This is a genomic window from Desulfoluna spongiiphila, assembly GCF_900101345.1.
Taxonomy (GTDB): domain Bacteria; phylum Desulfobacterota; class Desulfobacteria; order Desulfobacterales; family Desulfolunaceae; genus Desulfoluna; species Desulfoluna spongiiphila.
Genome location: NZ_FMUX01000002.1, coordinates 408274 through 420869, shown reverse-complemented (window position 1 = coordinate 420869; position 12596 = coordinate 408274). Strand labels below are relative to the sequence as shown.

General features: G+C 58.2%; 11 protein-coding genes. All 11 read right to left on the bottom strand.

Annotation, left to right across the window (positions count from 1 at the left end; all coding sequences use genetic code 11):
• Nucleotides 1-44 precede the first annotated feature (44 nt).
• The 11 genes from BLQ12_RS04850 to BLQ12_RS04805 all read right to left on the bottom strand — a co-directional run bounded on the left by BLQ12_RS04850 (nucleotide 45) and on the right by BLQ12_RS04805 (nucleotide 12425).
• Nucleotides 45-1085: a polysaccharide deacetylase family protein gene (locus tag BLQ12_RS04850; protein ID WP_092208816.1), complete on the bottom strand. Its 1041-nt coding sequence runs from the start codon at nucleotides 1083-1085 to the stop codon at nucleotides 45-47.
• The gene (locus BLQ12_RS04845) at nucleotides 1072-2349 is read right to left on the bottom strand and encodes an O-antigen ligase family protein (protein ID WP_092208814.1); all 1278 of its coding nucleotides are present in this window, start codon (nucleotides 2347-2349) and stop codon (nucleotides 1072-1074) included. The genes BLQ12_RS04850 and BLQ12_RS04845 overlap by 14 nt, the downstream gene beginning before the upstream one ends.
• 74 nt (nucleotides 2350-2423) lie before the next feature.
• Entirely contained in the window at nucleotides 2424-3167 is a 744-nt protein-coding gene (locus BLQ12_RS04840; protein WP_092208812.1) for a hypothetical protein, read from the bottom strand.
• Nucleotides 3168-3204: 37 nt separating this feature from the next.
• Entirely contained in the window at nucleotides 3205-4338 is a 1134-nt protein-coding gene (locus BLQ12_RS04835) for a glycosyltransferase family 4 protein (protein WP_175469505.1), read from the bottom strand.
• Between the two features lie 308 nt (nucleotides 4339-4646).
• Nucleotides 4647-4796, bottom strand: a complete 150-nt coding sequence (locus tag BLQ12_RS27305) for a hypothetical protein (protein ID WP_175469504.1) — start codon at nucleotides 4794-4796, stop codon at nucleotides 4647-4649.
• Complete coding sequence (locus tag BLQ12_RS04830) at nucleotides 4793-6079, bottom strand: glycosyltransferase (protein WP_139163844.1); 1287 nt, start codon at nucleotides 6077-6079, stop codon at nucleotides 4793-4795. The genes BLQ12_RS27305 and BLQ12_RS04830 overlap by 4 nt, the downstream gene beginning before the upstream one ends.
• Entirely contained in the window at nucleotides 6069-7211 is a 1143-nt protein-coding gene (gene wecB, locus BLQ12_RS04825) for a non-hydrolyzing UDP-N-acetylglucosamine 2-epimerase (RefSeq protein WP_092208806.1), read from the bottom strand. Before wecB ends, BLQ12_RS04830 begins: the two co-directional genes overlap by 11 nt.
• Before the next feature lie 60 nt (nucleotides 7212-7271).
• A complete protein-coding gene (locus BLQ12_RS04820; protein ID WP_092208804.1) occupies nucleotides 7272-8768 on the bottom strand; it encodes a lipopolysaccharide biosynthesis protein in 1497 nt (498 codons plus the stop codon).
• Entirely contained in the window at nucleotides 8755-9891 is a 1137-nt protein-coding gene (locus BLQ12_RS04815; RefSeq protein WP_092208802.1) for a glycosyltransferase, read from the bottom strand. Before BLQ12_RS04815 ends, BLQ12_RS04820 begins: the two co-directional genes overlap by 14 nt.
• A gap of 237 nt (nucleotides 9892-10128) precedes the next feature.
• Complete coding sequence (locus tag BLQ12_RS04810; RefSeq protein ID WP_092208800.1) at nucleotides 10129-11331, bottom strand: DegT/DnrJ/EryC1/StrS family aminotransferase; 1203 nt, start codon at nucleotides 11329-11331, stop codon at nucleotides 10129-10131.
• Nucleotides 11328-12425, bottom strand: a complete 1098-nt coding sequence (locus tag BLQ12_RS04805; protein WP_092208798.1) for a FemAB family XrtA/PEP-CTERM system-associated protein — start codon at nucleotides 12423-12425, stop codon at nucleotides 11328-11330. The genes BLQ12_RS04810 and BLQ12_RS04805 overlap by 4 nt, the downstream gene beginning before the upstream one ends.
• Between the last annotated feature and the right edge of the window lie 171 nt (nucleotides 12426-12596).

Here is a 12596-nt window from a genome sequence, read left to right as displayed (position 1 = left end):
CCCATGGACAAACAATGCAATAAAAGCAACCGGCGGTGCCGCCTTCACATAAGGCCCACCAACCGACAGCCGAACATCTTATCCGAAGACGTCATGTCCTGGTGCACCGGGACCCGGTTGAGCCGGTACACATCCGACGCCCCGCTGTTCCACCCCCTTTCGGTGGTCACAGCAGCGGCAAACCCACATGCTTCGACCATGTGCGCAACAGACGGGTTCCAGTTCCCGTTGGGATAACAAAACGGCATGAACCCAGGGTCTGCCGCCCCCATGGCACACAACCGTTCTTTGGAAGTCGACAGCTCCTCTGCGACCTTTTTGTCACTGAGCAAGGTGAGTATGTGGTGACAATGGGTATGGGACCCGAAGGTCACAAGGCCCGAGGCGCGCATCTCATCGACTTCCTGCCAGTTTATAAAGGCCCGTTTCAAAGGATTGAAGCCCACCCCCCACCTCTCGGACAAAAGGGTCAGCACCCCATGGATCTCCTCGGTGGGCTCTTTTTTCAACAAAGAGACGGCGGCTTCGATCTGCTCATCCACGGACCCCTTAAGCTCTTCCAGGGCCTGCACCCTGGCATCCGGGCACGGGCTCTTCAGGCCCTGTCCCCCTTGCCGCCCGTAAAAAAGAGCCACCAGCCTGTCCGTCCAGAAAAACCGATGCTCCCCGATAAATGCGGTGGGCAGGAACACCGTGGCCGGAACCCCGCTGCGCGCCAAAAAAGGGTAGACGTTCTCATAAAAATCGATCCACCCGTCATCAAAGGTCAGCACGCAAAACGGACGCCCCCCGTCCGGCCTCTCCCCCGTAAGCGAATACGAGAGGGCCTCCCGGAGCGAGACAATGGAAAAATACTGCTTGAGGTATGCCACATGGGCTTCAAAGGTCTCGGGGGTCACGTACATCCCGGGCTGGGTGCCCGTTGCCGCCTCGGCTTCGGGAATCACCCGGTGGTACATGAGTACGGGATACGCCCCCCGGGAGAGGGCAGCCAGCTTCCGTCCCACGACCCCCGACCTGAAATACCCCCAGGCCATGGCCTGTTTCACGGCGCCCTTGGCGCGCCTGAGCTTAAACGGCCCCATGGCCCCGCCCCTCCCCGATGCCGGAGTCTTCCGTCATGGGCTCTGCGATGTTCACCGCCACGATGATAAAGCCCGTGAGGTACCAGAAATGGGCATAGTAAAGGACCGAAATAAAAGTTCCCGAGGCAAAAAAGCCCAGCATGGCGACAACAAAGCCCAGGCCCAGGGCATGAATAAACCGTTTATCCGAAGCGACCTCATCCTCCCCGTCATCGTCCCCATCGTCGTCCGATGCAGAGACCCGGATCAGCAAAAAGGCATCCTTGAAATTGGCATGCACCAGGATCAGGTACAGCACCGTCCCCACCACACCGGTTTCCGGGATCAGGGTAAACCACAGGGAGTGGGCGGCACGCCCCCACATGCTCCTCTGAAAATCATCGCCCTGGTATTCGGGAAATCGAATGGGAAAATTCTGTCCCCCCACCCCCAGGGGGTTGTCCAGGAACATCCGCCAGCCCGCTGCCCATGACTTCAATCGGGTATCGGCGGTGCTCTCCGACAAATCCGTAATGGTTGCCATCTCATCAAGGTATCCCGTGTCCACCCACAGGGCCATGGCCACGCAGGCAAAGGCCACCGCGGTAAAAGCAAGGGCCCGCCTGTTCGAAAAAAAGCACATGGTAAGGCACACCGCCAGCAGCCCCACAAAGCCGCCCCGGGACATCGAAGCCACAACCGTCAGCAGCCCGAACACCACACCGGCCAGGTACAAGAGCTTTACGGACCGCTTTTTCTCAGTGAAATAAAGGTAATAACTGATGGGAAACCACATATTCATGTACAGGGAGAGGTCGTTCTGATCATGGAAATAGTGCCCCGGCCCCAGCCACCCGTGGGTCATGGCATACAGGGCGATGTATATTTCAAGGATCACCCCCACGATCATGAGGGCCCGCAGGCGACGGACCGAGTCCACACACACAATAAGGGAGAGCACAAAGGGCATGTAGAGAAGCTGGGTCTTAAAGGCGAGAAACGCAAAATGCTGATTGCGGACAAAGGGAACGTAAGCGGCCAGAAGTACGATGAACAGGCACATGACACGCACCTGCCGGTACCTGAGGTAGTCCCTGTACCCGTTGATCAAAAGGTAAAAGGCAAGGACAAGGGTCAGGATCAGCGCGGGCCTCATGGCCCCGATGGGCAGAATCTCCTGGGGCCTGCCGTAATCGACGATGAGGTACATCACCGTGAAAAAAAACCAGGAGGCGTGTTGGGTCCCGCGGCTCAATGCCAGCCCGGGTTGCGTCACGTGCGACATGATGCTCCTGACATGGTTTCGGGGTCATGGCCTCGCGGCCACGCCCCTCAAGGAAAAGGTGCGAAGGATGGGGATCACTCTTTGGCGGCAGGTTCCGGCGACTTCCGGGCGGCCTCGGTGTAAACCGAAAGGGCATACAAAAAGAAGCCGATGGAGTAGAAAAATTCGGCAATCTCCGCATGGGACCAGTGCGCCAGGACCAGCATGGCCACTTTTTCGTAGGACACGGCCACCACGAACAGCGGGGCGCAAAGAAGCGGGGCCACGGGAAACCGCAGGGCGGTAAGAAGGGAGCGCACCTTGGGGATCCAGGCATTAAGCAGGGGGATGACGAGAAACAGGGTGCCTGCCAGGGCCACCAGCAGCCTGTGTGTATTGAAGATATGGGAGTACTTTGAAAAAAAGGCCATGTTGTGGACATTGAGCTCGTTCTGGACGTTGATCCGCGTGATGCGATCGGGAACCTCATAGGAAAACATCCATTGTCCCCAACTCTCCTCTTCCCCGGCGATAAACACGAACATCAGCCCGAAGAGCAGGTAGAAGACGATGCCCGCCAGGGACCTTTCGTCACGGTACACCTGATACCCCTTGACGAAAAAGATCACCCCGGAGGCCAGGTACAAAATAGCGGTCAACAACTCGGTATAGGCGCTCTCCTTCACCAGGAGCACATAAAGATCCATGTCCGTGACCATGACGACAAAAAAGGCCGCCGCCAGGCACAAAAACAGAAGGCTCCAGACAAAAAGCGTCCCCGGTTGATTTGACAGGTCCATGTTTTTTTTCTCTGCCGTTCCGGCCCCGGCTCTGTTCATGGCCCCTCCTTCCCATGGCGTCGTTAAAACGCCGTGATTACATTGTCGCGTTATAAAACGTGACGACATTGTTAAGGTAGATCTCTTTGACGTGCTCGGAAAACGCCCTTTTCCGAGCCGCATCCCCCAGGGACTCCCGCAAGGCCTTGTCGGCCATCAGTTGCGATAATTTTTCTGACAATTCCGAGGTATTCTCAGGTTCAAAAAGAACCCCGTCCACCCCGTCCCGGATCACCGTGGGGATCCCGTCCACATGGGCGCCGATCCTCGGTTTTCCCGCGGCCATGGACTCCACGAGCACCCGTCCCATGGCTTCCGAGCGCGAGGGCAAAACAAAAATGGAGCACTGCTTGATATGTTCGGGGACCTCCGAGGTCTCCACCGGCGGGTGATGGGAGATCTGAGGATGATTGCCCATACAGGCCTCAAGCTCGCGGCGGTCCGGGTACCAGCCGAGGATCTTCAACCGCCACTGGGGAAAATCAGGGGCAACTTGTTTGAAGGCATGGATGAGGATGTCCACCCCTTTGCGCTTGAAGGGATACCCCACAAACAGGATCTCATGGTTCTCAGCCCCGTTTCCCCCTGCAAACCGGTCAATGGGCACGTAATTGGAAAAGCTGTGGATGACGCTTGTCTTCATCACCGGCTTGAAGGGGTCCACCTGGGTGGGGAAAAGGAGCTTCACCCCGTCGGCCCGCTTCAGCACCCAGGCTTCGATCCTGGGATAGAAGAATTTTTTAAGCTTCACAGAGAGGGTCTCGGCGTCGTCCATGTACTCGGCCGGGGAGGTATAGACGCCGTTGACCTCCGGGGCAAATTTCGCGTTGAGGATGCCTGCGGTGATGGCCCCCCACACCCCTGTTTTCAACGGGTCGTAGGTGACGACCAGATCGTATCGGTCCCGTTTCACCCGTGCGGCAAGGGCAAATGCCACACAGCGCATGAAAAACAGCATGTTGTACATCAGGTAATGGTCGTAACGGATTTTCGTAAAAATCACCCGGAAGTTGCCCACCTTGTTCACCTTCAGCATGTGCCCGTAGCATGACGACAGGATCACTCCCTGATAGTGAACCGACAAGTCCTCATACTTTGACAGTTCCGAAACCTTGCTGAAGGGGCGAGGTACAATAAAAACCAGTTTTTTCCTGTCGTTTCTGCCTTCCATGCCACACTCTCCTTGGTCCATGGGAGCCTCTGCCCCTCACCCCGGATATGTCACCAAGGGTAAGAAAATAGAGCAGAAAGCCTTGAGATACGTGCAACTATTCAAAAGCCAAAAGTGATGCCTCCGGCGGCAAGGTGTGCCACCTTGAAAGCAGGTTGCGAATGCACTTTCCCCCTCGTTCCTCGGGGAAAATCACATTCGCCTTTAAGGTAAAATTGATTCAAAAAGGATAAGTGTTCAGCTTGCCTCGGCAGGTCGCTTTTTTTGAAAAAAATCTCCGCAACAAGCGTTCATAGAATAAGTCGACATTATTTCGGCAGAGCCTGGAAAGGCTCGCTTAAGACCTGTTTGTCAAACTTTTTAAAAGTTTGGCCCCCGGCAGGGCCGCCGGAGGCAATGTTGAGCTGAATAGTGACTGTTTTTGAAATATTTTTTTCTGCAGCTTGACCGTTTTTCATGAACCATCCGGGACAAGGTACTGCATGAGTTTGCGGGTCAGGTTCTCCCGTGAAAAGCACTCCATGAACTCTGCCACATGGTTGTCGGGCAGAGGTCCCTCGGCATACCGGGCCATGGCGTCTTCGATGGCTCCTTTGATCTGCTCCGGCGAGTCCTCGGTGATGAGATAGGACGCCGGGCTGTACCGCCTGATGATTTCCTCGGCTTCCCCTTTCGGAATGGTGGCAAGAAACGGAATGTTCAGGGGAATCCCTTCAAACAGCTTGGTGCTGAGCATCAGTTTCATGATTCTCAGCAGCTGGAGGTGAGACCGGCGCATCACTTGAAGCACCTCTTCGTAACTCACCCGGTCGCTGACCACCACCAGGTCCTCCACCCCGTACTGGACGGCATACCCCTGGATCGCCTCCTTCTCGGAGCCGTAAAACAAGAACTGAAAAGTCTCGCTGCTGATCGCCTCTTCCTGTTTCAACCGGGCCAGGGCCGCAAAGAAATTATCCGCATACATGTTCAGGGAGGCGTTGAACTTGTAATAAAACTGCCCGGTATAAATGACGGTGAACCGGGGGAATTTTTCCGGGCGGTGCGTGGCCAGGTGGGTCGCGTCAAACCCGTTGTGAACGGTGACGACTTTCTCGGAAAACTCAGGGAACTGGGCTGCGTATTCGCGCCGCACCTCATCGGTGGTCACGATGAGCAGGTCGGTGTGCCTGAAAAACAGTTTCATGAAAAAGGCGTCGATCTTCTCTTTCAGGCGACTGATTTTAAAGCCCTCCACCGTAAGACCAAAGGGGTCCCGGAAATCAAGGACCAGCCGCTTGCCGGTGATAAGGCGGCAGGCCACACCGATAAGGGAGGCGCTGAAGGGCGAACAGGAGACATAGATGGTCTCGATCTTGTGGGCGCGGATGAGCTTGACGGCCTTTAAAATCGTCAAGGGCACCCAGCCCACAAAAAAATCGGGGATGCAGAGAAGTTCGTAAAAATAGTTCCGCTCCACCCTCCTGTTGAACAGACCTAAAAACCGATCCAAAAGGCCGTTGGCCCGCCCGAAAAACCGGATGGGGTTCACAAGGGAATACGTATAGGCCACAGGCACCCCGTCCGGTGGAGAATCCGTGCCCAGGGAGCAGTAGTGCCTGTCGGGGTTCTTGACGCTTACCACGTACGGGTTCCAGCCGTCCTTTTTCAGGTACCTGGCAAAGGCAACACTCCGTTTGCACCCCACATCGGTCAGGGGCGGAAAGTAGTAACACACCATCAAGAGATTCTTAGATGCCACAGGACCCCTCTAAGACGATTTTTATCCGTTCCCCGGAGCGACCGTCCCACAATTCCGGCACGGCGCATGGTTTCCATCGGCCGGAAAGCGCCTTTCTGCTTTCCGCCTTGAGCCTGTCGCTGTCCGACCCCACGATGAGGTTGGACCCCACCTCCACGGTGACGGGCCGTTCGGTGTTTTCCCGGATGGTGAGGCAGGGGATCTCAAGGGCCGTGGTCTCTTCCTGGAGCCCCCCGCTGTCCGTGATGACCAGAGCGGCGTCTTTCCAGAGGTACAAAAAATCGTTGTATCCCAAGGGGGGCATGCACAAAAAACCCTGCTCCACGGCCCCGCCGTTGATCCCGGCCTCGCTCAAATACCCGTCCAGTCCGAAACGCGTGATGTTTTTCCGCGTCCGGGGGTGGCAGGGAAACAGCACCGGCACCTCCCGGGCGAGCTCTCCCACCGAGGCCAGGATGGTTTCCAGCACCTCCGGGTTGTCCACGTTTGAGGGCCGATGCATGGTCAGGCAGATGTACCGCCCGCAAAGACGCTCCTTCAACGCCGCCACCTCATCGGAGACGGCGGCCTCTTCCAGCCGGCCCAGTTGGTAAAACAGGTTGTCGATCATCACATTGCCCACAAAATGAACCTGGCCGGGGCTGCACCCTGCAGAAACCAGGTTGCCGGTGGCCCCTTTTTCCGTGGTGAAAAAGATGTCGGTGATGGCATCGGTTGCAAGCCGGTTGATCTCTTCGGGCATCAGGCGATCCCCGGAGCGCAGGCCCGCTTCCACATGAATCAGGGTGGCGCTGAGTTTTTTTGCCACAAGACCCGCGGCAATGGTGGAGTTGACGTCCCCCACCACCATCACGTAATCGGGCTGCCCCTTAAGGCAAATTTCTTCAAACTTCATCATCACCGCAGCCGTTTGAAAGGCATGGGACCCGGAGCCCACCTCCAGGTTGTAATCGGGCCGTCGGATGCCCAGCTCTGCGAAAAAAGAGCCGGACATGTTGTGATCGTAATGCTGTCCGGTATGGACGATGGAGGTCTCAAAGGCCCTGGATGCGTCCAGGGCCCTGACGATGGGGGCGATCTTCATGAAATTGGGCCGGGCCCCCGCCACGACAAATATCTTTTTTTTCTTCATCGAATCACACCCCATGGGATGAAAGGGTCTGGAAAAGGCCCCGGGCCCTTCCTGCAAAAGTTAGGGCTTGGTGGCACCGTGGCTTATCCGCAGGCGCTTCATGCCCACGCTCACCACCCCGGAGACAGACTCCGCCACCTTGTCGAAAATCGCCCGTTCCAATTTAAAAAGCACCATAAGATAGGCCACGCCCCCGCCGATGACGTAAATCGCCAGCTGAGCCGCCAGGGCAAGGTCGAAGGAAGCCCTGTCCACCCCGGCCCTCAGGGCCGTCACCGCGCACACCATGGCGGCAGACGCCACCAGGGACCCCATGATGTTGGCGCAGTAAGCCGGCAGCGTGATCCCGATCTTTCGGATGGTGATGACCACCCAGACAAGGCAGAGGATGGGGTTCACGGTGAGCCAGGGGATGACGATGGCGTTGAGCCCGTAGGGAATGACCAGGTAAAAGGAGACCGGCATGAACACCGCGCAGGCCAGCTGGTAATAGAGCCCCCATTTGGGCCGCCCCTGGGCGAAATGCACAAAGCTGTTGTTGGCGTTGAGGGCGATGAAAATCTGGGCAATGCAGAGATACCGGAACAGGTCGATGATGGGGCTCCACTTCTCCGTGAGCAGCAGGGTGACAATGACGTCCCCGGTGAGAAAGCCCCCTAAGAAAAAGGGAATCACAAGGAGCATGGAGACCTTGGTGATGCTTAGATAAAACCGGTTGAACTCCTCTTTGTTTCCCTGAAGCTTGGCAAAGGCGGAGAAGGCCACCTGGTTGATGAGGGCCACAATTTTTTCCGTGGGAATTTTAGACAATTGCAGGGCCAGGGAGTAATACCCCAGGGTCCCGCTCTGCCAGGCGCGACCTGCAAAGAACTGATCCGATTTCCCCCAGAAATAAAAAATGGAGCCGCTGAAGGCCTTGGTCAGCCCGAAGCTCACATAGGGCTTAAGCTCCCGATAGCTGAAATGAAGACGGGGACAATACCGGGTCTTGGCAAAGACAAAGCAGGTGATGACTAAAAACGCGATAATCCGCCCCCCCAAAAGGGTCCATGCCCCCCCGCCCTGGGTGGCGATGATCATCATCCCCACGCATGAGATCACGGTACTGACCATCATCATGAACCCCAGAAACTTAAACCCCAACTCTTTCTTGATGAGGTTCAAGGGAATAATCTGAAGGCCCGACAGGATAAAAATCACCGAGACGGCCTGGGTCAGGGGCACGACCCTGGGCTCGTGGAGGAGGTACGCCGTCAAATACGACAACGGCACACAACTCAGGGCCACAAGGCAGCTAAACCCTAAGGAAAACCAGAACACACTGGAGAGATGTTCCGCGACGATATCCTGCTTCTGGATGATGGCGGCCCCGAGTCCCAGCTCATTAAAGATCTCGGCGTAGCCCGTCACAATGGTTGCCATGACCATCAACCCGTAATCATCGGGAACCAGGACCCGGGCGATGAAAATCGTCACCGCCCAGGAAAAGAGCTGGCTGAACAACCGGAACAAAGCCAGCCAGGAGACCCCTTTAAACGCTTTTTCAGCGACTGTCATTTACACCCGTCCCCGTCGGGCACCGCCCGAGATAAAGGGTCTCATACCGGGCAGCCATGGTTTCAGCGCTGAACCGCTCTTCAAAGACCTGCCTGCCCTTTTCCCGGTACGCGGCCATCCCGGCCTCATCCTCAAGGAGCCTTACGGCCTCGGCGGCAAGGGCACCCGGATCTGCCGGGGGCACCAGGGAGCCGTTCTCCCCATGGGTGATCACCGAGGGGATGCCCCCCACCCGGGTGGCAAGCAGGGGGCACCCGGCGGCCATGGCCTCGGGGATCACCATGGGCAGCCCTTCCCGCAGCGACGGAAGCACGCACAGGTCAAAAAGATTCAACAGCTCGGGCACATCCATGCGGGGACCGATAAAATAGACCCGATGGGCCACGCCAAGACGCCGGGCCTCCTCTTTAAGCGCCCCCTCCAGCTCGCCTTTTCCCGCAATCACAAGGGCTGCCCCCGGAAAACGGGCCGCAATCTCCGACATGGCCTGCACAAGGTAGATGCCCCCTTTCTCCTCTTCAAGGCGGGCCACAAACCCCAGAAAAGGTCCCGTATGGGTTATCCCCAGCTCACGGGCCTTGGCCTCCCGGTCCACGGACACGGCGTATCTCTCCCCTGAAATCCCGTTGACAATGGTCACCAGCTTGGCGGATTCGATCCGCTCGTAGGCCCTTAAATTGGCCACCGTATGGTCCGAGACCCCCACCACCTTGTGGGCGAACCGGGACATCACCCACTCGGCCGCCATGTACCGCCTCTTGTCGGGAAAGGCCCGGGCATGGTCCGTGTGGACCCGGGTCCCGACCCCGGCCATGAGCGCGCCTATGGTGCCGTCCACAAAGGGTTGGGTGTTGTGGGTATGGATCACCTCGATCTTTTCGCGCCTCAACAGACGCGCCACCTTGAAAAAGGAGAAATAGTCCGTGCCCTTTTTCTGGGGCAGAAGAAACACGGGAATTCCCATGGCCTCAATGCCTGCGGCAAACTCCCCCCGGCTCCTCAGGCACAGCACCGAGACCTCAAAGCGCTCCCGGTCGATGTGGCGGCACAGGTTCACCACAACCTGCTGAAGCCCTCCGATGGCCAGGTCATGGGTAATCTGCATGAGCCGTATTTTTGCCATGTTGTGTATTCTTCTCTTTGAAAAAGCAGACAAAAGCAATGCCTGCGGCGGCCCTGCCGGGGGCTAAACGTTCAAAAAGTTTAATAAACGGATTTAGTTTAATCTAGATCAAAGGCAAATGTGATTTTCCCTGAGGAACGAAGGGGAAAGCGCATTTGCAACCAGCTTTCAAGGTGGCTCACCTTGCCGCCGGAGGCACCTTTTTGGTTTTTTTTGGGCCTTCTGTGACTCTGTGGCTTATTCAAGGAGCACGTTCAGGATCCTTTGACGGTCCCTGCCCGTCACGTACGGATGCACCGGCAGGGTCACCAGCTGCCGCGCCACCTGCAAGGCCCCGGGGCAATCGGGGCTGTGGGTATGGGGCTTCAAGACGGGCAGGCGGTCCAAGGGTTCCGGGTAGGCGGTCATCACCCCCAGGCCGAGGCGTTCACTCTCCAACAGGATGGCCTGCCTGCAATGGGAATCCGCCACCAGAAGGGGGTACCTGAGCAGGGCCCCGGCAGGGCCCGGGATTTCGGGTTGCCTCAGGTCATCAGTGCCGTTCAACGCCTCGGCCCAGGCACCGGAGTGCCGCCGCCGGGCGGAAGCGGCCCGTGCCAGCCGTTTTTGCCATCCCCGCGCCAGGCCCGCCTGAAAACCGGACATGCCCTTGAGGGAAAAATCGGTGTCAAAATGGGTCTCCCCCAGTTTCAAAAAGGGGAGCGCCTTGGGGAGCCAGAAGAGGCGGGGGTCCATGAGAAGGGCCAGGGCAACGGCCTGCACACACAGCCCGACAAACTCCGGGGCCGTGTACCCGTCAAAGAGGGCCAGCTCTTCGGTGATGGCCGCGGCCAGGTCCCCTTCGGACGTCAGGACCACGCCCCCTTCCACGGTGGTAAAGGCCTTGCCGCGCCCCAGGCTGAAAAACCCCACATCACCCAAGGTCCCCAGGGGCTGACCCCGAACACTCCCCCCCAGGGCCTGGGCGGCGTCTTCGATGGCCGTTACGGAGGTGCCGTCTGTCAGTTTTCTGATGGCGGGGACATCGGCGGGCACTCCGAAAAGGTGGGTGGGCATAACGGCAAGGAGTCCGTGCCCCCTCTCTTCAAAGATCCTTTCCAGGCAGGTGTGATCAAAATCAAGGGTGCCGGGGTCGATATCGCAGAGGCACACGCGAAGCCCCGCCCGGCGAATGGCCGAGGGGACGGAGTAGCAGGTGTAGGCCGGGATCACCACCTCCCGGCGATCCGGGTGAATGCGTTGCAAGGCCTTTAAGATCAGATAGAGGCAGGCCTTGCCCGAGGAGACGAGGAACACGTGATCCGAACCGTGATACGCCTTGAGCTCCCCTTCAAAACGCCTGACCTCCGAGGCCCCGCGCATCAGGCCCTTGAGCCCGTTCGCAACGGCCCACAGGGATACCGGGGCCGCGGCCGGGGGCAGTGTGCGTCCCAGTCTCACAGGCTGATCTGCCCCCTCACCATAGGCCCGATGATCCGGGTGACGGGAACCGGCAGTCTTTTCCAGCAGGCCATCACCTTGCCGAACCGATCCCGCTCGCCGGCTGGGTTCGGCACCGAGAGTTCCTCTCCGGGGGTAAACCGATACCAGTAGAGGGGGTAAGGCTCCGGCCCCCACTGTTTTTTAAACCGGTAGGTCCCTTCACCGGGAGTGGAGCGCCCAAAATCAAAGGTGGCGTACCCCTGGTTGCAGGCATATTCGAGCATGCTCCAGTACAGGAGCATGTTGGGGCTCAACTTGTTGAAGCGCCTCCGGGTGGAGGCCCAGGGGTTCTGCAGGGCCTTTTCAAAGGCACAGACCATGGCCGCGGACACGGGCTCTCCCTCTTTTTCAACAAGGACGATCCGAGCCTTGCCCGTAAAGGTTTCCATGACGCGGTAAAACAACTTTTTGGCGTGAACCGGCGAGCCCAGGTCCCGCATATTTTCGGCAAACACCGTGTAAAAGGCAGAAACCAGCTCATCGCCCCCCACCCGGACCGTGAGGCCTTCCTTTGTGCCCCGGGAGATCTGGTTCCTGAGTTTGGACTTAAAAGAGCTCCACAGCGCCTCCGATGAATCCGGAAGGGCCAGGACCATGCGCGCTTTGTCCTGGGTCACGGAAAGGGTGTGATCCCCTTCCCCTATTCCCTGGCCCCCTTCCTCCCCAAGGGAGGAGAGCGCCATGGCCTGACGCACCTCCACACAATCGGCCCCGGCCTCTTTGCCGAGTTCAAGGGCCCGTTCCACAAGGGCCCGCTCGATTTCCGGGCTGTCGGCCACCACCCCGGCCATATCCACATAGGGCATGGAGACGAGCTTGTGACCAAAAATCCGGGACCGCATGTCCACCAGGGGGAGCACGCCCACCACCTCTTCGGCGCCATGGCGCGTCTCAAAGGCCGCAAGGCGGATGCCCCGGTGGCCGTAGACCTCCCGGACCACATCGCCCCACTGGGCCATGGCGTAGAGCGAGCCGTTGTCATGGGCGGCCAGGTAGGCGTTCCAGGCTTCCGGGGCGATGCCCCGGTCTGTGTCCGTGCTGATGATGTGCATGGGGAGTCCCCAAGGCGCTTAATAAAGCGATGCCTTCTATGGTTAAAGTCGGATGAACGACAGGGGCAAGAGGGCTCATGGTAAAAACAAAAAAGATGCCTCCGGCGGCAAGGTGTGCCACCTTGAAAGCACGTTGCGAATGCGCTTTCCCCTTCGTTCCTCAGGGAAAAT

Coding starts and splice junctions, on each gene's coding strand:
- BLQ12_RS04850 (WP_092208816.1), bottom strand. CDS start 1,085: ATGGGGCCGTTTAAGCTCAGGCGCGCCAAGGGCGCCGTGAAACAGGCC.
- BLQ12_RS04845 (WP_092208814.1), bottom strand. CDS start 2,349: ATGTCGCACGTGACGCAACCCGGGCTGGCATTGAGCCGCGGGACCCAA.
- BLQ12_RS04840 (WP_092208812.1), bottom strand. CDS start 3,167: ATGAACAGAGCCGGGGCCGGAACGGCAGAGAAAAAAAACATGGACCTG.
- BLQ12_RS04835 (WP_175469505.1), bottom strand. CDS start 4,338: ATGGAAGGCAGAAACGACAGGAAAAAACTGGTTTTTATTGTACCTCGC.
- BLQ12_RS27305 (WP_175469504.1), bottom strand. CDS start 4,796: ATGAAAAACGGTCAAGCTGCAGAAAAAAATATTTCAAAAACAGTCACT.
- wecB (WP_092208806.1), bottom strand. CDS start 7,211: ATGAAGAAAAAAAAGATATTTGTCGTGGCGGGGGCCCGGCCCAATTTC.
- BLQ12_RS04820 (WP_092208804.1), bottom strand. CDS start 8,768: ATGACAGTCGCTGAAAAAGCGTTTAAAGGGGTCTCCTGGCTGGCTTTG.
- BLQ12_RS04815 (WP_092208802.1), bottom strand. CDS start 9,891: ATGGCAAAAATACGGCTCATGCAGATTACCCATGACCTGGCCATCGGA.
- BLQ12_RS04805 (WP_092208798.1), bottom strand. CDS start 12,425: ATGCACATCATCAGCACGGACACAGACCGGGGCATCGCCCCGGAAGCC.